We start from the raw sequence: 26,926 nt of genomic DNA on the forward strand, positions 1-26,926 counted from the left end.
CCCCTACCCGACGGTTGTCTCGAAGGTTGGGTACGGCGTGTCCGGCAGGCCGAGGTTGCGCCAGACGAAACGCGGGACCCAGCCCAGGAAACCGCGCAGGTACGCGGAGCAGAACGCGATCGCGGGCTGGCTGTGCTCCCCCGGCGTGAACCAGACCCAGTCCTCCACGATCCGGAACGGCGCGCCCGGCGTCACCATCAGGTACTCCATCTGGCGCGGATGAATCACGTCGTACGCGAACTTGGTGTCCGCCGAGCTGACCGCGAACCGGTCGTTGAACGCCTGGCTCTCGAAGCTGATGCCGTCGCGGAAACCCTTCGGCCCGACGCTGAGCTGCGGCATCCGGGCCGGCAACTGGAAGCCGAGGATCGCCTCGGAGTGATAGTCGACCACGGTCCGGGTCTGCGAGTTGCCGTTGCTGTCGGTGTACGACTCGGTGTGCGAGGTCTTCCAGTGGTGCTTGAACGCGACGAACGGCGGCCCGTCACCGTCTCGCCCCCGGATCACCTCGTCGGTGCGGTGACCGTAACCGCCGCGGCGGACCGGCGTGTACTGCAGCAGGTTGTCGTCGACGCCGATCCAGTACCAGTCCGGGTGATGGTAGAACCGCAGCCGCGGCTCCGGCTCCGGCTGGATCCAGTGGTCGAGCGGCGTCGCGTCGATCGCCGCCGCGATCGCGCCGAGCTGCTCCAGCCACGGACCGAGCTGATCGAGCTCCTTGCGGGGCGGATTCAGTACGACGATCTGGTCGCCGTCGACGCCGAGGTTCACACCGGGTTGCGCGGCCGCCAGCGCGTTCAGCTGCACGCACAGCGCCGACGTCATCACCTCGTGCGCGAACGCGGGATCCATCGCGCCGACCTGCCATCCCGGCCCGAGCTGCGCCGGAGCGACAACGCCGTGCGCCAGAACGCCGTACCGCGGTGCTGTCTCGCCGCCCGTGACCCACAGCTCCGGCAGCCGACGCGACAGCGTCACCATGCCGACCCAGCCCGACCAGTACGCCGACTTGTACTCGATCACCTGGAACGGCCGGCCGGTCGAGGTCAGCCCGGTGATCTGGTCGTCCGGTTTGCGCACGAAACCGACCCCGAACGGCGGATTGCTCAGCCGCGCCACCGCGTCGAACGCCGGGCTGTCGACGAAGCTCCAGCCACGCTGCCGGATCGACCCGATGTACTGCTGCCGGCGGACGAGCGCGACGATCCCCCACACGATCGCAGCCACGACCAGCAGCACTGCGATCACCATCAAGACGATCAAACCGCTCACGTGTGCCTCCCCGATCCGGCTGCCTGCACACCGGACGATAACGCCGGAACAGGATCAGGCCAGGGCACTCGGCAGCGGTTCGGCATGGATGATCTGCAGGCGGCTGACCGCTCGGGTGAGCACGACGTACAGGCGGTGCAGGCCGCGGGGCTCCGCAGCGACGATGTGGGCAGGCTCGGCGACCACGACCGCGTCGAACTCCAGGCCCTTGGCCAGCGTGGCCGGCACGCACACCAGGCGCACGGTGTCGATCTCGTCGTCGGTCTCGCCGATCAGGGCCACCTCGAGCCCGGCCGCCGCGATCGCGTCCCGCAGCGCCACGACCTGATCATCCGCCGCGATCAGCGCCACCGACCCTTCGCCTTCGAGCGCCGCCCGGCACTCGGCAACCACCTGGTCGGCGAACGTGGACGCGTCGGCCGGCACGACGCTCAGCGCATTGGCAACCGTCCGTACGCCGGTCGGCGTGCCGAGCGTCGGCGCGATCTCGGGCAGCAGCTTCGCCGCGAAGCTGATGATCTGCTCCGGCACCCGGAACCCACGGTCGAGCTCGACCGTGACGCCGTCGCCCTTGTCGAGATGGCCGAGGACGCGGTCCCAGGATCCGGCGGCCCACGGCGTCGTCGCCTGCGCGAGATCGCCGAGCACCGTGGCCGATCCCGTGCGGCAGCGCCGCCCGAGCGCCCGCAGCTGCATCGCCGACAGGTCCTGTGCCTCGTCCAGGACGAGATGCCCGAGAGATCCGGTACGCCGCTCGATCAGGTCCTCGATCTCGTCGAGCAGGACGGTGTCCGCGAACGACCACTTCGCCGACTTCCACCCGCGCGGCGGCTTCGGCCACAACAACGCCGTACGCTCCTCGTCCGTCAGGCCGGGGGCCGCGGCGGCCAGGAAGTCCGCGTCCGCGAGGAGCCGATGCAGGACCTGCTCGGGAAAGACGCGCGGCCAGACCGAGTCGAGGACGTCCTTCACAGGCTTCGACCGCGCGACCGCGTTCTGCACGCGGTCGTCCGGGGACTCGGCGCGCTCCTCCATCCGGACCAGCACGACGTGCGCGATCCGTTGCGCGAGCGCGTTCCGCCCGGGCGCGTACCGGGTCGATTCGCGCAGGTCCGACACGATGTCGACGACCTCGTAGTCGTGCACCCGGTAGCGCCGGGATCCCTTGCTGTAAACGACTCCCTCGGTCGGCATACCGACGTACGACCACAACGCGCGGCGCAGTACGTCGGCCATCCGAGCGTCGCCCTTCAGTCGCTCGGCCTCCGTTGCGTCGGTGGCCGCGGTGGGGCGGGTGAGCAGCTCGTCGATGGTGATCTGCCGTACGTCGACCTCGCCCAGCGCGGGCAGGACCTTGCGGATGTACGACAGGAACGACCGGTTCGGGCCGACGATCACGACACCGCCGCGACCGAGGCGTTCGCGTTCGGTGTAGAGCAGGTACGCGACGCGGTGCAGGCCGACCGCGGTCTTGCCCGTGCCGGGAGCACCCTGCACGCAGACGCTCGGGTGCAGCGGCGCGCGGACCAGGTCGTCCTGCTCGGGCTGGATCGTGGCCACGATGTCGCGCATCGGGCCGGTGCGCGGCCGTTCGATCTCGGACCGCAGGAACTTGTCCGCCTGATCCGACACGACGGCACCGGTCAGCGGTTCGTCCTCGAACCCGGTCAGGTCGGCGTGGTCGGAGAATCCGTACCGCCGGCGCATCACGACCCGGCGCCGGTCGCTGGGCGTCGCGCGGTAGAACGGCACCGACACCGGCGCGCGCCAGTCGATCACCAGCGGTACGCCGGACCCGTCGTGGACGTGCCGGCGGCCGATGTAGATCTGGTCCAGGTCCTCGATCGTGCCGTACTCGTAGTCGAGCCGGCCGAAGAACAGCGGTACGTCGGGCAGGTCGAGGAGCGCGTGCGTCCGCATCTCCTTGGCCCGCTGGTTGGCCTCGTTGGTGAAGCGTTCGTCGTTGTCCTCGCCGCCGATGATCTGGACGTCACGGTCCACGACCTCGGCGTACATCTTGCTGAGTGCGGTGCGGGCAGTGTCCAGGAAGGCGCGTTCGGACGCTAATTCAGGTTCGACCATCGGTGAGAGCCTCGAATCGTGAGCTGGGTCCCGCCCCGGAGCAGATCCATCCGGTTCGATTCGATCCCGAAAAGACAGACCGGCGACGTTACCACCGGGCCCGGTGGGCAGCCACCGATTTATTTCAGCCAGTCGGGCGTATGCGCGGCGTCCCGGGGAAAGGCGGCCAGATCGGCCGGGTAGATCGCCCAGTCGACAGGGATCGACCACGCCGGCTCGCTGTCGTAGTCGAAGTCGGTCGCGAAGTGCCCGGTCGACGTAACCGTCACCTTCGCCGTGAGCCAGGTGCCCTTGCCTGGCTGGTACATCTCGCGCCGGAGCTCCTCGAAATGATCCTCGAGACCGTCGGGCAGCGTCTCCAGTTGGGTCTCCCCCGACGGCAGCACCACGTCGGCGTCGAGTTCGGCGTACGACGTGGTTGCCCGGTAGACCGCGCTGACCTCACGCCACTCGGCCGGCAGATCCGCGACCAGGGCGCGGGCGATCGTGTCGATGACACCGATCTCGCTCATACCTCCGCCTCGCTACGCTCGGCTCCGGCATGAGCGAGATGCTCGGCTCTACCCATTGTTCGCTCGCTGCGCTCGCTCATGCGCGCTCCCGGGATGTTGCCGGTTTGGTCTCTCTGAAGATACGCCGCGGGGAGTGCTCGCCGTCGTGGCGGTCCACGACGGTGCGGGACGACGGCCGATCCGTCGTACGGTTCGCGTGCCGGACGTCGATGGCGGCGTGCACCTGGATGCCGGAGGCGCGCATCGCCTGCCAGGTCTGCTCCATCGCTCGCCAGTTCTTGCTTCCGGCCTGCGCCCGGTTCTGCTCCTGCGACTGCGCGGTGAGGTTGATCGACTCGCCCGGGCCGTCGAACACCGTCGCGAAGAGGTGGCCGCCGTCGTCGTTCGGTTGCCGATCCGGCTCTCCGGCCTCCCGTTGGGCACTTGCGTTACGGCGGTCGTCGTTCTCTTCGGTCGGCAGCCACCCCAGCCAGCCCTCGGCGTGGGCCACCCGCCCGGCCTTGTCGGTGGCGTACAGGTACCGGTTGTCGACGACGTACACGGCCGACGGCTCGACCTTCATCAGGTCGGCGTTCCAGTGGCCGACCCGCCCGGACTCCTCCTTGTGCACCGGCAGGCCGGCGTACTTCTCCGGCACCACCGGTACGTCGTCCGGGCCGTAACCGACCGCGCGGACATCGGCCGGATCGGCGGGTTGCTCGATCCGGGCCGACGCCCGCGGTCGTTCTGGCATGTCGTAGTTCTACACGACAGTTCTGAACTTGTGGTGACTTGCGCGTGTCAGCCGTCGTTCTCGGCGGCCGGGATGACCGCGCCCGGAACGTTCTGCGGAGCGACGATCTGGGCCTCACCCGGATACGGCAGGGACCAGTTGTGCGCCTCGTACCAGTTGTAGTGGTTCATCTGGGCAGGGTTCGCGAAGTCGGCGCGAGCGTTCGGGCCGGTGGTCCGCTGCTGGTCCTTCCACGCCGACCACTGCGCCGCCATCGACTCCATACCGGCCGGGACGGTCACCGTCGGGGCCGCCGCGACGGCCGGGTTCTGCGCGGCCGGTACGTCGACACCGCAGGGCGGCGGGGTCTGCAGGCCGTCGGTCAGCGCGACCCGGTTCGGCAGCACGTTGAACGGCGTGTAGTTCGGCTTGCTGGTGAACGCGCCGTACATCGGAGTAGCCGCGGTGTCCTTCTGGTTCATCGGCTTCATCCCGAGGATCTGCTCGATCGTCCGGATCATCGTGATCTGCGTGTAGTAGTGGCTGTCGACCGCACCGTGCTGCGCGTACGGGCTGATGATCTGGATCGGCGCCCGGTGACCGTCGACGTGGTCGAGACCCGCCTGCGAGTCGTCCTCGACGACGAAGATCGCCGAGTCCTTCCAGTACTTGCTGTGCGTGATCTGGTCGACGATCCGGCCGGTGGCCAGATCGTTGTCCGCGACCTGTGCCGGACCGTTGGCCGGACCACCGGTGTGGTCGTTGGACAGCCAGAACATGTTCAGGTTCGCCGGACCGTTCTTGAGGAAGTCCTTGCGCCAGATCTCGGTCTTGTAGATGTCCGGGACGCTGGTGTCGAACTGCGGGAAGCCCTGCACCGACACGCTGTTCAGGGACGGGATCGCCGACCCGACCGTGATCGGGTACTTGGGGGCTGCCCCGGTCGCGATGATGTTCTTCGTGTCGCAGTAGTAGTTCTGCCACGTCCCGTCGGCCGGCTTCTGCTCGATCGACAGGAACTCGCCGAAGTTCTTCACCGACTTGCCGGCCGCCTGCACGCCGGTCCAGAGGAAGCCGCTCTTCTGGTGGCCGAGAGCATCGTTCTCGGTGTCGTAGCTGCGCAGGTACTCACCGGCCGAGGACTCGCTGTACTCCGGGTTGTCGGCCTGCATCAGCCAGTTGTGGCCCTCGGCCGAGTTCGTGCCGATGTCGTAGGTGTTGTCGTACAGCCCGAACTGCTTGGCCAGCGCGTGCTGGTTCGGCGTGACGTTCTCGCCGTACTGCGCCAGCGCCGGGTCGCCGTTACCCTCCGGGATATCGCCGTACAGCTGGTCGTAGGTCCGGTTCTCCTTGACGATCAGGAAGACGTGCTTGATCGTCGACGGGTCGCCGAGCTTCGCCGGAACCGGCACCGGCTTGCGGTGACCCTTGTCCGTGGCGATCTGGGCGGAGCCCTTCGTCCAGCCGTTCTGGTCGAAGACCGTCTGCGTGTACTTCTTGATCGCCTGGTCGTCCGGCAACTGGAACTTGGTCAGGCTCGACGTGGTGTCGTGCGTGCTGTGCCCCGCGGCCGTCGTCTCGCGGCGGGCGTCGACGCCTCGGGTGTTGGACACCACGATGTCCTTACCCACCTGCGCGAGCTCGGCCGGGAAGTAGTCGGTCGGCAGCAGGCCGACGTAGCTGACCGGCTCGAGCGGGCTGCGGTACTTGTAGACCGCGACCGCGTTCGCACGACCGAGCGACACCAGCAGGTGACCGTCGTCGGTCAACGTCGCGCCGTCGGGCTCGTAGCCGACCGAGGCCTCCGGCCACGGCTGGGTCGCGATGGTCTGGGTGACCTTGTCCCACTGGGTGTTGATCACCGACACCGTGTTGCTCGCGGTGTTCGTGACGAACACGGCGCCGTTCTTCGCGTACAGCGCAGTCGGGTGCAGACCGACGGGGATGCTGGCCACAGCGGCGCTCGGGTTCTTCAGATCGATCACGCTGACCGTACCGGTCGTGGTGATCGCGTTCTGGTTCGCCACGACGTCGGTGCCGTACGAGTTGATCGTCGTGTCGCCGGCCTTGGCGGTCCGGCCGCCCTCGTTGCTCACGTACAGCTTGTCGCCGACCATCACCAGGTCACGCGGCGCGTTGCCGGTCGCCCAGCTCTGCGTGATCGCGCCGCTCGCGGTGTCGATCGCGACGACCCGGTTCTGGCCGTTCACCGCGGAGTACACGGTGGAGCCGTCGGCGGAGAACACGGCCTCCGCGGCCAGCGAGTGCTTGGCGCCGTCGGCCGGGATCGAGACGAACGTCGGGTTCGCGAGCGAGCCGTCCGGATTCACGGTGAACTTCCGGTAGCCGTCGGTCTGCCCCAGCCAGACCTGCGAGCCGTCCGGCGAGTACGTCGGACCTTCCTGGCCGACGTCGTTGCCGGGGATCTTGAGATCCGCCGCGGCGTTGTTGCCGATGTACTGCTGAACCTTCCAGCTCTTCAGGTCGATGATCGCGAGCGCCATCCCGCCGTCGGTCACCGAGGCGGCCAGGTGGCTGCCGTCCGGGCTGACCGAGGACGACATGATCTTGCCCTTCTGGAGGACGAGCCGGTCGCCGAGCGGCTTGAGGTACTGGTCGGACGAGATGACCTGGCCCTTGTCGGTGACCTGCCCGACCTGGTCGTGACCGAAGCCGGTCGTCGAGGCGACCGCGGTGCCGGCCAGGGTCACTGCGACGGCGGTAGCGCCGGCCGTGACCAGTGGCACTCTGCGCCGCAGGGGACTTGGCGAGCCCCTGCGACGGCGTGTTACCTGCATGGGAGGTGTCCCTTCGGTTGGGATTCAGTTGGCAGGTAGCAGTTCGATGTTGCCGTCGAACTGCCACAGGGGGTTCGGTTCGTCCCCGGACGAGGTGCGGACCAGGAAGAAGCCGTTCACTTCTTTCGGTCCGTCCCCGTCGGACACGTACCGACCGAGTGGGTTGATGTCGAGTTGGTAGATCGCCGAGCCGGCCGCTTGCACTCCAGGGATGTGCCAGCTCACGACGCAGCGCCAGTCGTTGCCGGGCCCGCGCGCGGCGACCTGGTCGCCGCCCTTGGTGCACTCCGCGGCGCTCTGCAGTTGTTCCTCGGTCACGTCGGCCCGGTTCAGCTGCTTGGTCTGCAGCCGGTACAGGTGCGCGAACTCGACCGCGACTGCTCGTTGCACCTTGTCCTGATCGATCCCCGATCCGAAGCCGGTCACCGGAGCGATGGCCGCGGTGGTTACGCCGAGCAGTACGACGAGGGGCAGTAGGCCGGCCGTCAACGCGAGGCGACCGGAACCGTCGTGGGTCGGGTTGGTGAAGTCACGGCGTACGAAGATGAAGTACGCGAGGCCGGTCGCTACAAGAGCCCAGACCAGGCTGACGATCACACCGATCAGGAGCGGGCCGACCTGCGCCGGACTGGTGAAGAGGCCGTTCCAGCTGATGAACGCGTAGCCGGGAAGCGCGAGGCGGAAGGCGACCGGGACCGGTAGCTGCTGCACGATCTGCATCGCGAGAGCCACGACCGCCGGGAGCAGCAGGCCCATCGGCGATCGGCCGAGCGCGACCGATCCGAGCAAACCGATCGCGGCAAGCGCGAGAGTCGGTGCGAGAGCGCACAGCCAGGCGAGGAGGACCGTGCCGGCCGCGCTTCCCGGTGAGACCAGGTGACCGTCAAGGCCGATCATCTGCCGGTTGCCGACGACCAGCAGGCCGCTGATCGTGCTCGACACGACCAGGCCGATCACCAGTACGAGGATCACGGTCAGGCTGGACAGTGCCTTCGAGACGAAGATCCGGCGCGGCGACCGGACCGCCACCAGCAGATGCCGCCAGGTGCCGAGGCGATCCTCGGACGCGAACACGTCACCGGCGATCAACGAGGTCAGCAACGGCAATGCCCAGGAACCGGAGAAGCCCAGCAGGACAAGCGGACCAGCCCATCCGGTGGCGTGCATCCAGCGACCGAACAGTGTGTCGACCGGTAGCGAAGCCTGCTGGCTGATGACGGCGACGAAGACCCCGGGCGCCAGCCAGCACGCGATCATCAGCACGCGGACCCGCCACTGCGTGAGCAGCTTGACGAGCTCGAAGCGGTACCCGCGGATGATCGGCACCCGGCGGGCGACCTCACGGGTCTCGGGGGCAGTCACGGTGGCCGTCATCAGTTGGTCTCCTGCTGCTCGGTGAGGGCAAGGAAGGCGGCCTCGAGTGGCGAGATCACCGGCGCGAGTTCGCGGACAGCGATGTCGTCGCGGACGAGCCGCTTCACGAACTCGTCCAGCGCCGGCACCGCCGCCGAGATCACCAGCAGCTCGACACCTTCCTGTACGGCGTCCTGTTCGCGGAGCCGAATGCCCTTGGTCTCGCGGGCAATCCGACGGGCCGCTGCCGGGTCGGAGGTGAGGACGCGGTAGTCGAGTTCGCTGTCCTCCGAGGCCAGCTTGCTGATCGGGCCGGAGAACGCGACGCGTCCGGTCGACAGGATCGTCACTTCGGAGCAGAGCGCTTCCACGTCGTCCATCCGGTGGCTCGACAGCATCACCGCCGTACCGTCCGCGGCCAGCCGGGTGAGTACGCCGTACACGTGCTTCTTGCCGGCCGGGTCGAGGCCGTTGGACGGTTCGTCGAGGATCAGCAGCCGCGGCCTGGTGAGCAGTGCGGCGGCGAGGCCGAGGCGCTGACGCATGCCGAGCGAGAACCCGCGGACCCGGTCGTCGGCGACGTCGGTCAGGCCGACCTGGTCGATTGCGTCGTCGATGTTCATCGTGCGGTCACCGCGCAACTGGGCCAGGGCGGCCAGGTTCTGCTTCGCGGTCATCGACGGGTACAGGCCGGGGCCGTCGACGAAGCCGGCGACGCCTTCGGGGACGGCGAGCGCGCGGCCGACCGGCGTACCGAGGATCTCCAGGTCGCCGCGATCGGGGACGGCGAGGCCGAGCAGCAGACCGAGGAGCGTGGTCTTGCCGGCTCCGTTGGGTCCCACCAGGCCGTGGATCTGGCCGGGTGCGACGTCGAGGTCGACGCTGTCGAGTGCGACGACCTCACCGAAATACTTGGTGATGCCGCGGGCACGGACAGAGGGCGGTGCGTCCATGGTTAATACATTAGTAACCAATGTACCGCCGAGTGAAGACCCAAAGTTAACTATTGGCGAACTGCGGTGAACTCCTGACAGGTAAGGCCTCAGCGGCCTCTCAGCTGCGCCACAGGTCAGCGGTACGCGCGGGCCTGGAGCTCGAAAAGTTCGGCGTACCGGCCGCCGGCCGCGAGCAGGTCTTCGTGGGTGCCGACCTCTTCGACGCGGCCGCGGTGCAGGACCACGATCAGGTCCGCCATCCGCACGGTCGAGAACCGGTGCGACACCAGGACGGTGATCCCGCCGGTCTCGGTCGCGGCGATCTTCGCGGCGGACGCGTACTGCTCGTAGAGCCGGTGCTCGGCCTCCGGGTCGAGGGCCGCGGTCGGCTCGTCGAGCAACAACAGCAACGGCCGCTCGCGCATGAACGCGCGGGCCAGTGCGAGCCGCTGCCACTGGCCGCCGGACAGCTCGACCCCGTCCGTGAACTTCTTGCCCAGTTGGGAATCCAGCCCGCGCGGCAGCCCGGCGATCACCGACTCGGCATCACCGCGCACGACCGCCGCCCGTACGGCGTCCTCGTCGTCGGCCCGCTCGATGTCGCCGATCCCGACGACCTCGCGCGCGGTGAACTCGAACTTCACGAAGTCCTGGAACCCCGCCGACAGCTGCGACCGCCACGCGTCCGGCTGGATCGTCGCCACGTCCACGCCGTCGACGAGGATCTGGCCGGTCGTCGGGTCGTACATCCGGGCGAGCAGCTTGACCAGCGTCGTCTTGCCGGCGCCGTTCTCCCCCACCAGCGCGACCGCCGACCCGGCCGGCACGCTCAGGTTCAGGTCGCTCAGGACCGCGGAATCCGAACCAGGGTAGGAGAATCCGACGTTCCGCAATTCGATCCCGGTCGTGATCCGGTCCGGCGCCGACGTGACGCTGGACTTCCACGAGTTCTGCTTCGCGTACTCGCGCAACCAGTCGTACCGCCCGAAGCTGCGCACGACCTCACCGACCCAGTACACGTTCTGGGCGATACCGCCGGTCATCTGATCGACCTGCGGCGCCAGCAGCAGCACGAGTACGACGTCTCCCGCGGACGCCTGCCCGTTCCGCGCCCGCGCGACGACCCAGACGATCGCGGCGGCGTACGCGAGACCGAACACGAGCCGCACCGAGCCGTCCACCTTCCCGCCCCAGCGCGCGGCCTCGACCCGGCGGTCGAACCGCTGCGTCTGCAACGTGAAGATCCTGTCCAGCAAGACCTTTCCGAGCCCGAACACGCGCAGCTCCAGACCGGTCCGCGGATCCTTCGCCACCTCGATCAACCGGTCGACGAGCCGCTCCTGCGGCATCGACTCCTCCCACGCCTTGCTCTGCCGCGTGCTGCTCAGGTACGCCGACCAGATCCGCGCACCGCCCAGCAACGGAAGCACGAGCAACAACGGATGCACCGATCCGAGCAGTGTCAGCACGGTCGCGGTGTTCGTCACCGTGGCGAACGCCCACAACAGCACCTCGGCGCCGACGCCCATCCGCCACGCCTTCTCGCGGACCAGCTCCAGCCGGTCCGCGACATCGGGCCGCTCGTGATGCGACAGCCCGGGAATGCCTGTCGTCACATCGAGCAGATCGGCGTGCACCCGGCCTGCCATCCGCTCCTGCGCGGTGTCCTGGAGCGGCCACCCGAGGCCGTCCGCGAAGAACGACACCGCGAGACCGCCGACGATGATGCCGATGCCCAGCGCGATCGTGCTCGACGTGTCCGACGCGATCCCGTCGACCAGCCGGCTCACGCCGTACGTCTGGGTCGGTGCGGTGATCGCGCGGGCCGCGACCAGCACGGTCGAGATCGCCATCAGCCCGGGCGCTGCCCGGAAGGACGTGGACAACCACAGCCAGAGGATCCGCAGGCTACGCATCGACTGCCTCCGGCCCGGTCACGTAGCGCTCGGCCTGGAGCCGGAACATCCCGGCGTACTCGCCGTCCTTCACCAGCAGTTCCTCGTGCGTGCCGTCCTCGACGATCCGGCCGTCGGACAGCACACAGATCCGATCCGCGTTGCGCACCACCGAGAACCGGTGCGAGATGATCAGCGACGCGACCCCAGAGGTCAGCTCCAGGTACCGCTCGACCAGCTCAGCCTCGGCCCGTACGTCGAGGGCCGCGGCCGGCTCGTCCAGCACCAGAACGCCTGCACCCGCGTGCACCGCGAACAACGCCCGGGCCAGTGCGACCCGCTGCCACTCACCACCGGACAGGTCGACGCCGCCGTCGAACGTCTTGTCCAGCACAGTGTCCCAGCCCTTCGGCAGCCGACGTACGACCTCGTCGATCCCGGACTCGCGCGCGACCTTGGCCAGCGTGAGCTCGTCATCCGCGCGCTCGACCGCACCGAACACGACGTTGTCCGTCACCGACAACGGGAACCGCAGGAAGTCCTGCACGATCGCCGCCACCCGCCGCTGCCACACGGCCAGATCCAGCTCCGCGAGATCGACACCGTCGACGAGAATCCGGCCGCTCGTCGGTTTGTACGCGCCACCGAGCAACTTCACCAGAGTGGACTTGCCGGCACCGTTGACGCCGACGAGCGCGAGTGCTTCCCGCGCGCGGATGGTGAGATCGAGGTCGCGCAGTACAGCGAGGTCCGAGCCCGGGTAGTGGAAGCTCACCTTCTCGAACCGGATCTCGCGCGCCGGCATCGTCTCGATCCGATGCTTCGTGGTCGCGACCGGCTCCGGGTGCCGCTCGTCGATCGTCGCGCTGAGATCCCGCATCGCGCGGTACGCCGAGAGCCCCCGGCGGACCTGCGCCACGCCGTACCCGTTGTTCGCCTGACCGATCGCGAGGATCGCGGGCAGCGTGGTCGCGACCTGCGTGAGCGGAAGCGTTCCGTTGTAGGCAGCGCGACCGACGGCGAGGATCGCGATGGCGTTGGCGATCAGGTGGACGCCACCGATCAGCAACGACCACCACGCGTTCCGCTTGCGGCGGGCCCAGACCGGGCGGTAGCCGGCCGTCCATTCGCGGACATACCGCTGGACGAGCCAGTTGTGCAGACCGAACACGCGCAGCTCCTTCGGTGCGTCGCGCATGCCCAGGTTGAAGAGGTAGTTCGCCCGGCGCTGCTCCTCGGTGTTGCCCCACCAGACGTCGACCTCACGCTCGATCAGGCGACCGCCGTACCACTCCAGCAGGATCGTGACCGCGACCAGCATCGCGGCCACCCACCAGGCGAACATCACGCCGACGATCACCGCGGAGCCGACCAGCGTCACCCGGCTCGCGATCAACCACGGCAACTGCCCGAGCCCCTGCGCGAGATGGAAGCCGCCTTTGCCTTTCGCGCGCTCCTGCACGTCCAGCACCTCGGAGTCCTCGAGGTGCTCGATCCGGCGCGGTTTGAGCAGCGGCTCGGTGATGCCGGTGCCGATCGCGCGGACCAGGCCGGCGTCCATCACCAGTGACGCGACCTGATGCAGCGCCGGTGTCAGGCTGTCGATGACGAAGACCGCCAGCAGAGCACCCAGCAGCCAACTGAACTCGCCGATCGGCATCGTGCCCTGGCCGCCGTCGATCACACCTGGAACCGCCCCGACGACCTGGCCGGTCAGCAACGTGACCGCCATCCCCAGCAGCGAACCGAGGACAGCCAGACCCATCGTCAGAAGGGTGCCTCCAGGTGCAACCCGCACTCCGTACCGCAGCAGCGTCAGCACTCGACCGACCGTAGTCGCGACCACCGACAGAAAGCACCCGAGTTTCCGGCCGTGACCGCAAACCGACCCGAATCAGCCGACGATCGGCTCCGCGTGGGCCTCGGCGTATCCGGCGGCGGCGAGGCGGTCGAGGGTGCGCTGGAGGACTGCGGTGTCTTCGAGCGTCCTGACCTCGGTGATCTTGCCCCACTTGATCGTCAGGAACTGGTGCACGACGTTCTCGTACGTCGAGCCGTCGACGACATTGACGTGCACGGTGACCGCGGTCGCGACATGGGTGTTCCACGGCCAACCATTGACCAGCACGTCCTGCACCTCGAACTGCGTGCCCGGCAGCAGCCGGAAGCAGCGCTCCCACCAGCGCCGCAACGCCTCGTGCGTACGCCGCTCGCCGCCGAGCGCATGGTCTCCGTAGAAGCGGTACGTGAACGACGGCGCCATCCCGGCCACCATCGCCTCCCAGTTGCCGTCGCTGATCTGCATGAACGCGTTCCGCACCTGCCGCGCCACGATCCGGTGATAGATCCCCATGTCCCCCACCGTAGCCATGGTGAGTTCAATACTGCAACTGACTAGACTCCGTCCGATGAAGGAAAGAAGAAGGGAGATGATGCGGCCATGCGGAACACCAGCTTCGCCTCGATGCACTGCTCGCTCGCCCAGTCCCTGGAGCTGATCGGCGACTGGTGGACGCCCTTGGTGCTGCGTGACCTCTACCTGGGCCTGAACCGCTTCGACCAGTTCGTCACGGACCTCGGCATCTCCCGCAACCTGCTCACCGACCGGCTCGCGACGCTCATCGACGGCGGCCTGGTACGACGTACGCCGTACCAGCAGAACCCGGTGCGCTACAGCTACGAGCTGACCGACGCGGGCCAGGAATTCGTGCCGATCCTGATCGCGCTCACCGCGTGGGGTGATCGGTGGGCGACTCCCCCGGCCGGCCAGCCGATGCGGTTCACGCACACGTCGTGCGGCAAGGTCACGACGGCGACGGTGTGCTGCTCGGAGTGCGGCGAGACGCTGGCCATGGACGACGTCGTACCGTCACCCGGCCCTGGCGGCCGGACCGCTCCTGGTACGGCGTTGATCGCGAGCGTGCTGTCAGGACTCGAGCCGAAGGCGTAGCAAGTCGGCGAGCGGCATCGACTCGCCGTCGCGGGCACCCTGACCGACGACGAGCGGCGGGTCCGACGGGACCACCCGGACGCCGGCGACGCGGGACTTGAGGCTGGCGGGTACGCCCAGGATGTAGAAGTTCCCGTCGACGTCGACAGCGAGCGAGCGGTTGCGGCGCAGGTACCACCCGATGACATCGGTGCGATAGCTGGCGTTCGAGCCGATCACCTGAGCACGCAACGGCTCGGGCTCCACGCCGCGCTCCTTCAGCGTCTCGATGAAGCCGGCCAGCAACACCCGCGCCTGAGCGCTCTCGGACGCCTTCTTGCGCTCCAGCGCGGCCGCGTGCTCGACCGCCGCCTGTCGTCGCTCCTCCCGCCAGCTCGTCACCCCCTCACCCTACGGTCAGTCGACGCAGAGGCAGAACGGGTGTCCAGCAGGGTCCAGGAAGACGCGGAACGACGTACCGGGCTGGTGGTCGGGCTTGGTCGCACCAAGCGCCAGTACTTCGGGCTCGGCCGCGTCGAGGTCCTCCACCATGACGTCGAGGTGCAGCTGCTGCGGGACGTCCTGACCCGGCCAGGACGGCGCCTTGAAGTCCTTCACCTGCTGGAACGAGATGCAGTTGCTGCCGTCCTCCGGGCGGATGTCGGCCCAGCCGTCGCGGGCCTCCACCTTCCAGCCCAGCAACTCACCGTAGAACTGGCTCAGGACGGCCGTGTCCGGGCAGTCCAGCACGAAACTCGGGTACTTAGCGATAGCCATGGCTCGCACCCTAGTAGCCATTGCGGACGGTTTGCGTCCGGTTAGCCGGCCGAGTTACCAACGAGTGTCTTCCAGGCCCGATCGAGTCCTGCGGCGAGGCAGCCCGCCACCACGGTCTCGGTCCCGAGCACACTCGCCTTCACCTCGGGCATCACCGGGGCGAGCTGACGCAGCTGTTTGGTGACGGCTTCGAGGAAGCCCGGCGCCTGCCCGATGCCGCCACCCAGCACGACCAGATCGGGATCCACGACCGTGATCACCGTGCAGACCGCCTTGGCGACGAGCAGTGCCTCCTCGGCGACGACCGCAGCCGCGAGCGGATCACCCCGGACCGCGGCCGCGAACACCTTCTCCGCCGTCGATGCCCCACGGACACCGGCCCGACGTGCCGCCCGTACGACGGCTGCCGCCGATGCGGACGCGTCGAACCCGCCACGCTTGCGCGCGTCCCGCGGATCACTGCCGCTGCCCTCGGTGAACGGCAGGTACCCGATCTCCCCCGCCACACCATGCGAACCGTGCCGCAGCTTGCCGTCGAGCACCAGGCCCATGCCGATACCGGTACCGACCGAGACGAACGCGAAGCTGTCGACGTCCCGGCCATGCCCGTGCGCTCGCTCCGCGATGGCCGCCGCGTCCACGTCGTTCTCGATCATCAGGGACGGCCCGAAACGCTCCCGCAGCGCAGCCAGGGTCGCCGGCGAGTCCCAGCCGGACAGTCGGCCGGTGAGCGTCAGCGCGTCGAGCCGGGGATCGTAGACACCGGGACTGCCGAGCACGGTCTGGGTGAGTTGCGTGACCTCGATGCCGGCCTCGGCCGCGAGCGTCGCCGTCAGATCCACGAGCTCCTGGATGCGGGCCATCGCGTCACCCGCCTTGGTCCGCACGCTCAACCGCGAGCGCACCGTCCCCGCGAGATCCGCGATCCCACCGCGCAGGTACTCGCGCCCGACGTCGAGCCCGAGCACGAACCCCGCCTCGGGCCGCACCTCGTACAGCCTCGCCGCCGGCCCAGGTACGCCGGTGCGCTGGCCCGTCACGTGCACCAGACCGGTCCGCTCCAGCGAGCTCAGCGCCGCCGACACGGTCGGCTTCGACAGTCCGGTGAGCCCGGCGAGCTCAGTACGGGAGATCGGCCCGGACCGCCGGATGTGGTCGAGCAGCACCTGCTCGTTGATCTCGCGGATCAGCTGCGGGCGCGCTGCCGCAGCGCCTCCGGCAACAACGGTCACGCCGTACCCCCTTCGCTAACAACTCGGCCAACTCGGCCAACAAGTTCTGCCGATCCCTTGTGGTGCCGCTGATAGTTAAGTTAGTTTCCTATCGATTCTATTGGTCGGCGCGAGGAGGTGCCACCCCGTGATTTTGACACCGGCCGTCCTCGGACTGGACTTCGGCGGGACGAAGATCGCTGTCGCCGTCGCGGACCTGTCCGGTCGCCGCCTCGGCGCGACGACCCTCGAGAGCCGGGACGGCGCCGGTGCCGCGGAAGCGATGACCCGCTGCCTGACAGCGGCGCGCGAACTCCTCGCGGAGGTCGCACCGGATCGTGAACTGGCCGGCGTCGGCGCGGCGACGCTCGGCATCCCGTACGACGACCGGGTGGAACTGGCTCCGACCTTTCCCGGCTGGGGCGAGCTCCCCTTCGGGCGCTTGATCCGGGACGCGTTTCCCGGCGTACCGGTGCGGCTGGCGACCGACGTCAAGGCGGCCGCGGCGGCCGAGCTGCGCTGGGGTGCGCTGACCGGCTGCGACCCGGGGCTCTATGTCAATCTCGGCACCGGTCTCGCGGTCGCGATCGTTGCCGGCGGCACCGTGATCACCGGCGCACACGGTGCGTCCGGCGAGATCGGCTACAACCTGCGCTCCCCCGCCGACGTGTACGTCGCCGGCGACGGGCGCACGATCCTGGAACACGTCGTCAGCGGCCAGGCACTCGAGACCACCGGGACCGCCCGGCTCGGGCGACCGGTCACGGCCGCCGACGTCTTCACGATGGCGCGGACCCACCCGGACGCCGCCGTCCTCACCGACGAGTTCGTCCGGGAACTGGCCACGCACCTCGCCAACCTGGCCATCGCCGTCGATCCGTCCCGGATCGTCGTCGGCGGCGGGCTGGTCCGGTCCTGGGACCAGCTCGAACCCGGCCTGCGTCGCGCCCTCGACGCGGCCGTCCCGTTTCCGCCGGAGCTCTCGGTGGCACGGTTTCCCACGGACGCACCGCTGATCGGGGCGCTCGCCCTCGGTGTCGAGGCCGCAGGAGTCGACCTCGGCGCCGAAGCATTCGCATGAGCAGGATTCCAGTGAAAGGCAGAAGACGATGAGGGGCATCACACGCATCGCCGTCGCCGCCCTGGCGGTCGGCGCACTGACCGCCGGATGCGGCGGTGGGGACAAGCCGATCGGGGACGCGGCGAAGTCCAACCCGTCGTCGTCGGCGAGCAGCGGCGGCAGCACCGGGCAGTACAAGAAGGGCGGCACCGTCACGATCGCCAACGTCGGCGGACAGACCTGGCCGTGCCAGTTCAACCCGTTCAACCCGTCCGTCAACCAGGTCGCGCTCGGTTTCGTCTACGAGCCGCTGACGTTCGTGAACGTGCTGAAGGCCGGCGCCACCACGCCGATGCTGGCCACCGCGTTCACCTGGTCGCCGGCCAAGGACTCGATTGTCTTCACCATCCGCGACGGCGTGAAGTGGAGCGACGGCCAGCCGTTCACCGCCGACGACGTCGTCTACACCTTCACCCGGATGAAGGAACAGCCAGCGCTCGACCTGTACTCGCTGTGGACCGGCGCCGGGCTGACCGGCGTGTCAGCCGCCGGCAACAAGGTCACGCTGAAGTTCAAGGCCGCGGCCGAGCCGTACTTCTTCAACTTCGCCAGCCAGGTCGGCATCGTGCCCAAGCACATCTGGTCCGCCGGCGAGGCCGCGTCCAAGCCGGCCACCTGGGGCAACCCGAAGCCGGTCGGTACCGGGCCGTTCACGGTCGCGTCGTGCACCAGCAACAACATCTCGTACGTCGCCAACGGCAGCTACTGGCAGCCCGGCAAGCCGTACGTCGAGAAGGTCCAGTACCCGGCGTACCTGGACAACAACCCGGCCAACCTCGACCTCGCCAGCGGCAAGGCGCAATGGGGCGGCCAGTACATCCCGAACATCGACAACTTCTACAAGTCGAAGTCGCCGGAGAACAACTACTGGTTCCCGCCGACCGCGAACGTCGCGATCATTCCGAACCTGGACCCGTCGCACAAGGCGACCAGCAACCTCGCGATCCGGCAGGCGATCGCCTACGCGCTCGACCGGGAGCAGATCTCCAAGATCGGCGAGAGCGGCTACCAGCCGGCCGCGAATCAGGCCGGTGTCGTCACGCCGACGTTCGACAAGTACTTCGACAAGGACGCGCTGACGGCCGCCGGCTACGACAAGCCGAACACGGACAAGGCCAAGCAACTGCTCCAGGGCGCGGGGTACTCCGAGTCGAATCCGCTCAAGCTCAGCGTCATCACGGTCACTGGCTACACCGACTGGGACGCGTCGCTGGCGGTCGTGAAGCAGCAGCTCGCGACGGTCGGTATCGAGCTCGAGATCCAGGACCTGCAGCAGCAGTCGTACAACCAGAAGCTGTTCAACGGTGACTTCGACCTCGCGTACTCCAGCCAGTCCGGCGGCCCGACGCCGTACTACGAGTTGCGGCAGCTGCTGTACTCGAAGAACTCCGCGCCGATCGGCAAGCAGGCGAGCAGCAACTACTCGCGGTACATGAAGCCCGAGGTGGACAAGCTGTTCGACCAGTACGCGAGCGCGGACCCGGACACGCAGGTCAAGCTGATCAAGCAGATCTCGTCGTACATGATCAAGGACGTGCCGGTGATCCCGACCACCGAGTCGGTCGACTGGTACCAGTACAACACCAAGGACCTGGAGGGCTGGCCGACGCAGGACAACCCGTACGCGCAGCCCGCGCCGTACAACATCCCCGATGTCGGTCAGGTGCTGACCAACCTGTACTCGAAGTCTGCCCAGAAGTAAGGACCTGTTGAGCGTGAGCACGAGGAGCTGGTGGGAGTGCGATACCTGATACGACGTCTCGGGTTCTTCGTGCTCACGCTGTGGGCGGCGATGACGCTGAACTTCTTCATCCCGCGGATGATGCCGGGAAGCCCGGAGCAGGCGCTCCGGGAGCGGTTCAGCAAAGGCGGTTCGGTGGTGTCACCGGAGCAGTTGCGGACGGTGCTGGCCGAGTTCGGCTTCGACCCGGGCAAGAACCTGCTACTGCAGTACGTCGAGTATCTGAAGTCGATGGTCACCGGGCACTGGGGTGTCTCGATCGGCAGCAGTCTCGGATCACCGGTCACGTCGATGATCGGCGACGCGTTGCCGTGGACGCTCGGGCTGGTCGGCATCTCGACCGTGCTCGCGTTCGTCCTCGGCACCCTGATCGGCACGGTGGCCGGCTGGCGGCGTGGCGGCCTGATCGACGGGATCGTGCCGCCGCTGTTCATCGTCACCTCGGCGCTCCCGTACTTCTGGGTGGCGCTGCTGCTGATCTCGTTGTTCGCGATCGGCAGCAACCCGGTGCTGCCGAACGACTTCAACTACGACCAGGGCCTGACACCTGGTTTCACCGGTGAGTTCATCTGGAGCGTGATCAAGCACGGCATCCTGCCGGCGTCCACGATCCTGATCACCGCGGTCGGCGGCTGGATCCTGACGATGCGGAACAACATGGTGACCACGCTCGCCGAGGACTACGTCCGGATGGCGCGCGCCAAGGGCATCCCGGGCCGCAAGATCATGTTCGGGTACGCCGGCCGGAACGCGTTCCTGCCGAACCTGTCCGGGTTCGCGATGTCACTCGGTTTCGTGATCTCCGGAACGATCCTGGTCGAGTACGTCTTCAACTACCCGGGACTCGGCTACATGTTCTACAACGCCACGGTGAGCACCGACTATCCGTTGCTGCAGGCATTGTTCCTGCTGGTGACACTGGCGGTGCTGATCTGTGTCCTGCTCTGCGACTTCGCGGTGTTCCTGCTCGACCCGCGCGCCCGGACGAAGGGGTAACCGATGAGTGCAATTGTTGCCGGCACCGCTGCCCCGACGCCGAGCGCGACCCGCCGGCCACGCGGTGGCTTGCTGCGGGCGATTCTCCATAACCGCAAGGCCATGGTCGGTGCGGGTCTGCTGTTCCTGTTCATCCTGCTCGCCGCGTTCCCGCAGCTGTTCACGCCCGGGCTCGACGGCGATCCACGCGCGATCGGCGACACGCCACTGGCGAAGCCCTCCGGCGAGCACTGGCTCGGCACCACGGGTCTCGGGCAGGACGTGTACGCCGAGCTGATCCACAGCACCCGGGAGTCGCTGGTGATCGCGGTCGTCGCCGGTCTCGGCGCCACGATCCTGTCGGTGATCATCGGCGTCTCGGCGGCGTACCTGGGCGGGTTCGCGGACGACGGGTTGTCGATGCTGACGGACATCTTCCTGGTGCTCCCGACGTTCCCGCTGATCATCGTGCTGGCGACGTACGCCGGTAAGGGCAACCTGACCGTGATCATCATCGTGCTGATCCTGACCGGGTGGTCGTACGGGGCCAGACAGATGCGGGCGCAGGCGTTGTCGCTGCGCAACCGGGACTTCCTGGAGTCGGCGCGGGTCCGTGGCGAGCGATCGTCGTACATCATCGTCGTCGAGGTGCTGCCGACGATGATCTCGCTGATCGTGGCGAACTTCCTCGGCGCGGCGCTGTACTCCGTGCTCACGGCCGCCGGCCTGCAGTTCCTCGGGCTCGGCGATCCCAACTCACTCAGCTGGGGCACGATGCTCTACTGGGCGCAGAACCAGGGCGCCCTGGTGAACGGCCTGCCCGCGTGGGCGCTCTCGCCGGGTCTCGCGGTCGCGCTGCTCGGTGTGTCGTTCGCCCTGCTCAACTACGCGTTCGACGAGATCAGCAACCCCGCCCTGCGGCCGGTTCGGAGGCGACGTGCCAAGTCTTGATAACCGGCCACTTCTTGAGGTCCGGGACCTGACAGTCGAGTACGACACCGGGGACCGCCCGGTCGTCGCGGTCGACCACGTCGATCTCGACGTCCACGCCGGTGAGTTCGTCGGCGTCGTCGGCGAGTCCGGGTGCGGCAAGTCGACGTTGCTGTTCGCGATCGCGCAACTGCTCAGCTCGCCGGCCGCGATCACCGGCGGCAGCGTGACGTTCCAGGGCCAGGACCTGGTGACGATGAGCGAGAAGAAGCTGTCCGCGTTGCGGTGGCGCGACTTCTCGGTCGTGATGCAGAGCGCGATGAACGCACTCAACCCGGTGAAGAGCATCGGCGCACAGTTCCGGGACACGATCATGGCGCACGACGAGCCGGTCGCCGACGAGCGGCCGGCCGAGGTACTGCGGCTGGTCGGGATCGACCCGATCCACCTGAACAGCTACCCGCACCAGCTCAGCGGCGGCATGCGGCAGCGGGCGATGATCGCGATGGCGCTGCTGTTCACGCCGGACCTGATCATCATGGACGAGCCGACGTCCGCGCTCGACGTGGTCGCGCAGCGATCGCTGATGGTGCAGATCAAGGAACTGCAGAAGCAGCTCGGGTTCGCGGTCATCTTCGTCACGCACGACATGTCGCTGGTCAGTCACTTCTCGGACAAGCTCGTGGTGATGTATGCCGGGCAGGTCGTCGAGTTCGGCGACACGCGCGCGGTGTTCGATCATCCGGAGCATCCGTACAGCGCCGGGCTGCTGGACGCGTTTCCGTCGATCCGCGGGCCGAAGGTGCCGTTGACGGGCATCCCCGGCAGTCCGCCGAACCTGGCCGATCCGCCGCCGGGCTGCCGGTTTCAGCCGCGCTGCCCGAAGGCGTTCGAGGACTGCCCGAAGATCGAGCCGGAGCTCTACCAGGTGGGCGCCGTGCAGGCGCGCTGCCTGCTCCATGTCAAGGAACCTGTCCGGGAGCGCACATCATGACTTCGGTTGACGTGAACGAGGCCAGTGTGGAGACCGCCGGCGCACCGTTGCTCGAGGCAAAGGAATTGACCCGGCACTTCCGGGTCGGGCGCGGTTTCTCGCGGCAGATGCTGCACGCGGTCGACGAGGTCAGCTTCTCGATCGGGCGGCAGGAGATCGTCGCGTTGGCCGGCGAGAGCGGGAGCGGCAAGAGTACGATCGCGCGGCTGCTGGCGGGGGTCTACAAGCCGACGGGCGGCGAGATCTTCTACCAGGGGCGGGCGACGTCGACGTACCGCTCCCGGAAGGATCAGTTGTCCTACCGGGGCGACGTACCGATGGTGTTCCAGGATCCGTTCAGCTCGCTCAACCCGGCGTTCCGGGTGTCGCACGGCGTACTGCGTTCGTTGAAGCTGCACCGGCCGGAGCTCAACCGGCAGCAGCGGTTCGAAGAGGCGGAGCGGGTCATCGAGGCGGTCGGATTGTCCCCGGCGGGTGACATCATGAACCGGTACCCGTACGAGCTGAGTGGTGGCCAACGGCAACGGATCGGGTTCGCGCAGGCGCTCGCGCACAAGCCGAAACTGATCCTCGCCGACGAGCCGGTGTCGATGCTGGACGTGTCGATCCGGATCGGGCTGCTGAACCTGATGGCGGAACTGCGCGAGTCACAGGGCGTCTCGTTCCTCTACATCACCCACGACATCGCGAGCGCACGGTACGTCGCCGACCGGCTGATGATCATGTACGCCGGGCACGTCGTCGAGACCGGCCCGACCGAGTCGGTCCTGCAGAACCCGAAGCACCCGTACACGGACCTGCTCCTCGGCGCCGTCCCCGATCCACGGGCACCACTGACCGCCGGCATCGAAGGCGACACCGGCGAACCGCCCAAGGTCATCGACCCCACCCCCGGCTGCCGCTTCCGCTGGCGCTGCCCACTCGGCGTCGACCGCTGCCACTCGGAGACACCGCTCCTCCGCGTACTCGGCAAGAACCACGAAGCGGCCTGCCACGTAGCGGAGCCCGACGCCTAGGAGGGCTTCAGGGTCAGCTGCAGGGTTTGGGCAGTTTTGAGCGTTGTCGGGCGGGTGAGGGTGACTACGGCACGGTTGCCGGTGGCATCTACTCGGGCCGGGATGCGGTCGTGGCCGAGGCGGACCTCGACGTGGCGTGGCGGTGTGGTGGTTTCGAAGGAGAGGGTGCGGAGGGTTAGGCGGCCGTAGCGGACCTCGACCGACGCGGACAGGGAGCCACGGGTACGGCGTTGGCGGTATGAGCCCCACCCCTCCGCACCGGTGAAGGCACAGCGGAAGTCCTCCGGGTGGATGCGGGGTGCGAAGCCGAGGTGGCCTTGGGGGCCGTGGTATTCGTAGCCGCAGGCGGAGAGGTAGACGCCGTAGCCCATCATGGCGCGGGCGTAGTGGTCGCTGGCCTCGATCTCGTTGTAGGGGTTGCGTTTCTCGGCCGAATAGCGTTCGTACATCGCCCGGGTGACGGCCAGCGCCTCCGCGGTCATGCCCTCGGAGAACAGGTGCGCGGCGAACTGGTACTCCTGCCCGGTCCACACCTCGTTGAAGTACATCAGCCCGCGCGTCTCGGACGACCCGCCGTGCGGCCAGGTCGCCATGATCACGCCGCTCTCCCCCTCGGTCGTGTACACCCGCCCGACCCCGATCCCCGGCGGCCGGTACGTTCCCGGATCCGCCCGGAAGTTCGACTCGTACAACCGCCCCAGCGCCGTCCGCGCCTGATCGGCAGGGAACACCCGCGGCAGCCCGAGCTGGGCCGCGTACGTCTGCCCGTACATCTGGTCGATGAACAACCCGCGGTTGCTGTTCTCGGCCGTCGGATGCGCCGGATCGACCTTCTGCACGTAATACCCGTACTCCGCGTTCCACAACTTCTGGGACAGGTACGCCGACCCGCGATCGGCGATCGCCGCGTACCTAGCAGCGCTAGCTCCGTCGCCGACATCACCGGCCATCGCAGCAGCGGCCCGGAGCGCGGCGACGTACAGCCCACTGATCCACGGGACCTCGCCGAACCATTCGGTGTCGAGGGTGTTCCATTGGCTGCCGCGGAAGATCCCGTCCTCGTCCGCGCCGTCCCGGTGCGTGACCAGGAATTCGACGGCCGTCCGTACCCGGGGCCAGACCCGGCGCAGGAACGTCGAGTCCTTGCTCATCTGGTGTTCGCGGTAGATCCGCAGGATCGTCCCGGTCTGCCCGTCGGCGAACGACGTCGATGCGTCGCCGGCCTCGCCGCGGTTCCCGATCTCGCCGCTCGGCCGGAACGCGATGCCGAGGTCGACCCGCTCCCGGGTGTCGCGTTCCAGGTCGGGGAACAGCCGGCCGATCGCCTGCGCGTAGTTCCAGACGTGCTCGCAGGTTCCGGCGCAGCAGTACGTCCCCTCCCAGGCGTAGAACCGCCCGTCGTCCCAGCGGTAGCACGTACTCGTCGCGATCGTGGACGCGGTCGCGAGGGTCCGTTCGAGGAACCAGTGCGGCAGCGACGAGTCGTCGTACCAGGTCTTCACCCAGAGCTTGGTGTCGCGCTCGAGCCGGTCCGCGTGCTTGCCGACGTACTCGACGACCTGGCGTGCCGACGAGAAGCGGGTCGCGTAGTGCCTGCGGAAGGTCGAGGCGCCGACGAGCTCGGCGAACAGCTCGCGCTCGGGGTTCGGGAAGAACCAGCCGTACGCGAACCGGATCGTGCGCGACTCCCCCGGCCGCAGCGTCACCGCTACGGCAACCGTGCCGGCCTGCGGCCCGTCCGAATCGCCCGGACCGGCCGCCGAGTCGAAGAGCGCATCGGCCGACGACCAGTCCGCGATCGACGGGCGCGCGACTCCTCCAGGCGTCAACGCGGCCAGTGCGAACGTGCCACCGTCGGGACGTTCCGCCACGGGCTGCCGGCGGATCGGCCGGTCGCTGAACAGGATCCGGTCCACGTTCACGTGACCCCAGCCGCCCGAGTTGCCGTCGACGATCTGGATCCGCGCCGCGCGACCAGCGAACGCACCCACGTCCATCGACACCGCGGTGAGCGGCTCGATGTCGGTCCCCGTCGCCGATGCCACAACCGCACCGTCAATCACGACGTTCAGACAGGTCTCGCCCTTGTGATGCCCGCCGCCGACCCAGGCCGTGACGAACCGGCGCTCGATGACGAAGTCCCGGCTGGTCAGTGTGCCCGTGGACGCATCCGGGTCGCCGGTGCCACGGAAGTTGTACGACGTGACGAACCGCCCGCTCACGTTCAGCTCGGTCCGCACCCCGAACGGCCGCCGGAATCCATCGGGCGTCTCCGCCGCGGTCACCGGGCCCGCGCCGAAGGCGTCACCCGTCACGGTCCATCCGTCGTACGTCGGCTTGTCCCAGGTCTCGAACAGGATGTCCGGCCGATCCGTGAACACGATCGCGTCGCAACTCAGGTGCCCCCACGCGCCCGTACTCGCGTCGACAATCTCGATCCGTGCTGTGCGGCCAACATAAGCCGCCAGATCGAGCATCTGCGCGACCAACGGCTCGCTCTCGTCACCCGTCGCCGACGCCACGACCTGCCCGTCGACGAGCACGTTCACGCACGTCTCGCTGGGATGACGGCCGCCGCTCACACCGACCGCGACGTACCGGCGCTCGACGACGAACTCCCGGCTCGTCAGCTTCCCGGTCGACCCGTCGTTGGCGCCACCACGGAAGTCGTACGACGTGACGAACCGCGTGCCCGACACGTTCAGATCGCCGAACCGCTTCATCAGATTCGGTACGTCGAGGGGCCGCACAGGGCCTGCACCGAACGCGTCCCCGGTGATGGTCCACCCGTCGTACGTGTCCTTCTCCCAGTCCTCGAAGAGGATGTCGCCCTGCTCCCCGGCGGTGTCGTCGATCGCCCCGAACTGGATCCCGCCGGTGAACGCTCGCGCCTGCAAGGTGGTCGGCTGCCGGAGACGGCTGTCGATGCAGACCGGGTTCTCGGCGTAACCGAGGAGTGTGGCGCGGACCGAGGCCGACGAGGTGTTCCGCAGCGTGAACGCCATGATCGTCGTGGGCAGCGTCGAATCCGGCGTGGCCAGCGGGACGAACGGCGAGAATGCCTCCAAGTGCACCGACACCGGGCTGGCTGCGTCGGCGTACGCGACCCGGCCGATCGGGTACGAACCGGTGAACCGGACGTCCTTGAACCCTTCCGCGTCGACCGTCCGGGTCGAGGTCCGGCCGCGGGTGGTCGTGCGGAGTGCGAAGCCCTGGCCGAACTGCGATGCGCCGGGCTGATCGGCGGACAGCGGAAAGGCGTAGTTGTGCCCGGAGAAGTCCGCGCCGCCAAGCGGGAACGAGGTCGGGTTGAAGATGTCCCAGGCCCACAACCGCCCGTCGCCGGCCAGGTACACCTGTCCCGTCGTACCGCCGCCGACCGGCATCCCGATCTTGGGTAGTGCGGCGCCGGTGTACGTCGTCGGCGTACCGCGGTCGAACAACACCGCAGGATCGTGCCGCGGCGGCGCCGCTAGCGCTGCTAGCGCCTGGCCCGGGACCGCCAACGCACCGACCGCGCCGGCGCTGAGGGTGATGAAGGTGCGGCGGCTCAGATGTGCCCGAGGACAGTCACCGGCACAGGATCGGTTCGCACAACCGGGCGGCAGATCAGGCGTGGTCATTCGGTTCTCCTAAGCGGGACGCCGTGTCGATGTCGCGCCTTCGGCGCGGGG

21 protein-coding genes are annotated in these 26,926 nt (G+C 68.2%); 7 read left to right on the forward strand and 14 right to left on the reverse strand.

What is annotated here, in order from left to right; genetic code table 11:
- Positions 1-3: 3 nt before the first annotated feature.
- The 10 genes from OHB24_RS36620 to OHB24_RS36665 all read right to left on the reverse strand — a co-directional run bounded on the left by OHB24_RS36620 (position 4) and on the right by OHB24_RS36665 (position 13,912).
- Positions 4-1,272, reverse strand: coding sequence for a hypothetical protein (locus tag OHB24_RS36620; protein ID WP_327635502.1), 1,269 nt, complete (start codon positions 1,270-1,272; stop codon positions 4-6).
- A gap of 54 nt (positions 1,273-1,326) precedes the next feature.
- Positions 1,327-3,354, reverse strand: coding sequence for a HelD family protein (locus tag OHB24_RS36625; RefSeq protein ID WP_327635503.1), 2,028 nt, complete (start codon positions 3,352-3,354; stop codon positions 1,327-1,329).
- A 119-nt stretch (positions 3,355-3,473) separates the two neighbouring features.
- Complete coding sequence (locus OHB24_RS36630; protein WP_327635504.1) at positions 3,474-3,866, reverse strand: immunity protein YezG family protein; 393 nt, start codon at positions 3,864-3,866, stop codon at positions 3,474-3,476.
- Between the two features lie 76 nt (positions 3,867-3,942).
- Entirely contained in the window at positions 3,943-4,599 is a 657-nt protein-coding gene (locus tag OHB24_RS36635; protein ID WP_327635505.1) for a DNA/RNA non-specific endonuclease, read from the reverse strand.
- A 47-nt stretch (positions 4,600-4,646) separates the two neighbouring features.
- The gene (locus OHB24_RS36640) at positions 4,647-7,325 is read right to left on the reverse strand and encodes a bifunctional YncE family protein/alkaline phosphatase family protein (protein WP_327635506.1); all 2,679 of its coding nucleotides are present in this window, start codon (positions 7,323-7,325) and stop codon (positions 4,647-4,649) included.
- 75 nt (positions 7,326-7,400) lie between these two features.
- Positions 7,401-8,750 carry an ABC transporter permease gene (locus tag OHB24_RS36645; protein WP_327635507.1) on the reverse strand — a complete coding sequence of 450 codons (1,350 nt, stop codon included), beginning with the start codon at positions 8,748-8,750 and terminating at the stop codon, positions 7,401-7,403.
- Positions 8,750-9,682 carry an ABC transporter ATP-binding protein gene (locus OHB24_RS36650; protein ID WP_327635508.1) on the reverse strand — a complete coding sequence of 311 codons (933 nt, stop codon included), beginning with the start codon at positions 9,680-9,682 and terminating at the stop codon, positions 8,750-8,752. The genes OHB24_RS36645 and OHB24_RS36650 overlap by 1 nt, the downstream gene beginning before the upstream one ends.
- Positions 9,683-9,798: 116 nt before the next feature.
- On the reverse strand, positions 9,799-11,580 hold the full coding sequence (locus OHB24_RS36655) for an ABC transporter ATP-binding protein (protein ID WP_327635509.1): 1,782 nt from the start codon (positions 11,578-11,580) through the stop codon (positions 9,799-9,801).
- Positions 11,573-13,324, reverse strand: a complete 1,752-nt coding sequence (locus tag OHB24_RS36660) for an ABC transporter ATP-binding protein (RefSeq protein ID WP_327635510.1) — start codon at positions 13,322-13,324, stop codon at positions 11,573-11,575. The genes OHB24_RS36655 and OHB24_RS36660 overlap by 8 nt, the downstream gene beginning before the upstream one ends.
- Before the next feature lie 129 nt (positions 13,325-13,453).
- Positions 13,454-13,912, reverse strand: coding sequence for a nuclear transport factor 2 family protein (locus OHB24_RS36665; protein ID WP_327635511.1), 459 nt, complete (start codon positions 13,910-13,912; stop codon positions 13,454-13,456).
- An 87-nt stretch (positions 13,913-13,999) separates the two neighbouring features.
- Here OHB24_RS36665 and OHB24_RS36670 point away from each other — a divergent pair, with 87 nt between their 5' ends.
- Positions 14,000-14,509 (forward strand): winged helix-turn-helix transcriptional regulator, encoded by a 510-nt coding sequence (locus tag OHB24_RS36670; RefSeq protein ID WP_327635512.1) that lies wholly within the window; start codon positions 14,000-14,002, stop codon positions 14,507-14,509.
- Here the strand turns inward: OHB24_RS36670 and OHB24_RS36675 are convergent.
- Genes OHB24_RS36675 through OHB24_RS36685 form a run of 3 tightly spaced genes read right to left on the reverse strand, consistent with a single transcriptional unit; the run spans position 14,486 to position 16,497 of the window.
- Positions 14,486-14,890 (reverse strand): hypothetical protein, encoded by a 405-nt coding sequence (locus OHB24_RS36675; RefSeq protein ID WP_327635513.1) that lies wholly within the window; start codon positions 14,888-14,890, stop codon positions 14,486-14,488. The genes OHB24_RS36670 and OHB24_RS36675 overlap by 24 nt on opposite strands.
- Before the next feature lie 15 nt (positions 14,891-14,905).
- Positions 14,906-15,265, reverse strand: coding sequence for a VOC family protein (locus tag OHB24_RS36680; protein WP_327635514.1), 360 nt, complete (start codon positions 15,263-15,265; stop codon positions 14,906-14,908).
- A 41-nt stretch (positions 15,266-15,306) separates the two neighbouring features.
- Positions 15,307-16,497 (reverse strand): ROK family transcriptional regulator, encoded by a 1,191-nt coding sequence (locus OHB24_RS36685; RefSeq protein ID WP_327635515.1) that lies wholly within the window; start codon positions 16,495-16,497, stop codon positions 15,307-15,309.
- Between the two features lie 127 nt (positions 16,498-16,624).
- Here OHB24_RS36685 and OHB24_RS36690 point away from each other — a divergent pair, with 127 nt between their 5' ends.
- Genes OHB24_RS36690 through OHB24_RS36715 form a run of 6 tightly spaced genes read left to right on the forward strand, consistent with a single transcriptional unit; the run spans position 16,625 to position 23,252 of the window.
- Positions 16,625-17,557 (forward strand): ROK family protein, encoded by a 933-nt coding sequence (locus OHB24_RS36690; protein WP_327635516.1) that lies wholly within the window; start codon positions 16,625-16,627, stop codon positions 17,555-17,557.
- 28 nt (positions 17,558-17,585) lie between these two features.
- Positions 17,586-19,298, forward strand: a complete 1,713-nt coding sequence (locus OHB24_RS36695) for an ABC transporter substrate-binding protein (RefSeq protein ID WP_327635517.1) — start codon at positions 17,586-17,588, stop codon at positions 19,296-19,298.
- 36 nt (positions 19,299-19,334) lie between these two features.
- The gene (locus OHB24_RS36700; protein ID WP_327635518.1) at positions 19,335-20,333 is read left to right on the forward strand and encodes an ABC transporter permease; all 999 of its coding nucleotides are present in this window, start codon (positions 19,335-19,337) and stop codon (positions 20,331-20,333) included.
- A 3-nt stretch (positions 20,334-20,336) separates the two neighbouring features.
- Positions 20,337-21,263 carry an ABC transporter permease gene (locus tag OHB24_RS36705; protein WP_327635519.1) on the forward strand — a complete coding sequence of 309 codons (927 nt, stop codon included), beginning with the start codon at positions 20,337-20,339 and terminating at the stop codon, positions 21,261-21,263.
- Positions 21,250-22,236: an ABC transporter ATP-binding protein gene (locus OHB24_RS36710; protein ID WP_327635520.1), complete on the forward strand. Its 987-nt coding sequence runs from the start codon at positions 21,250-21,252 to the stop codon at positions 22,234-22,236. Before OHB24_RS36705 ends, OHB24_RS36710 begins: the two co-directional genes overlap by 14 nt.
- Positions 22,233-23,252, forward strand: coding sequence for an ABC transporter ATP-binding protein (locus OHB24_RS36715; RefSeq protein WP_327635521.1), 1,020 nt, complete (start codon positions 22,233-22,235; stop codon positions 23,250-23,252). Before OHB24_RS36710 ends, OHB24_RS36715 begins: the two co-directional genes overlap by 4 nt.
- Here the strand turns inward: OHB24_RS36715 and OHB24_RS36720 are convergent.
- A complete protein-coding gene (locus OHB24_RS36720; RefSeq protein WP_327635522.1) occupies positions 23,249-26,875 on the reverse strand; it encodes a GH116 family glycosyl hydrolase in 3,627 nt (1,208 codons plus the stop codon). The two genes, OHB24_RS36715 and OHB24_RS36720, sit on opposite strands and share 4 nt — an antisense overlap.
- Positions 26,876-26,926: the final 51 nt, after the last annotated feature.

The sequence above is a fragment of the Kribbella sp. NBC_00482 genome, from assembly GCF_036013725.1.
In the GTDB taxonomy this organism is placed as follows: Bacteria; Actinomycetota; Actinomycetes; order Propionibacteriales; family Kribbellaceae; genus Kribbella.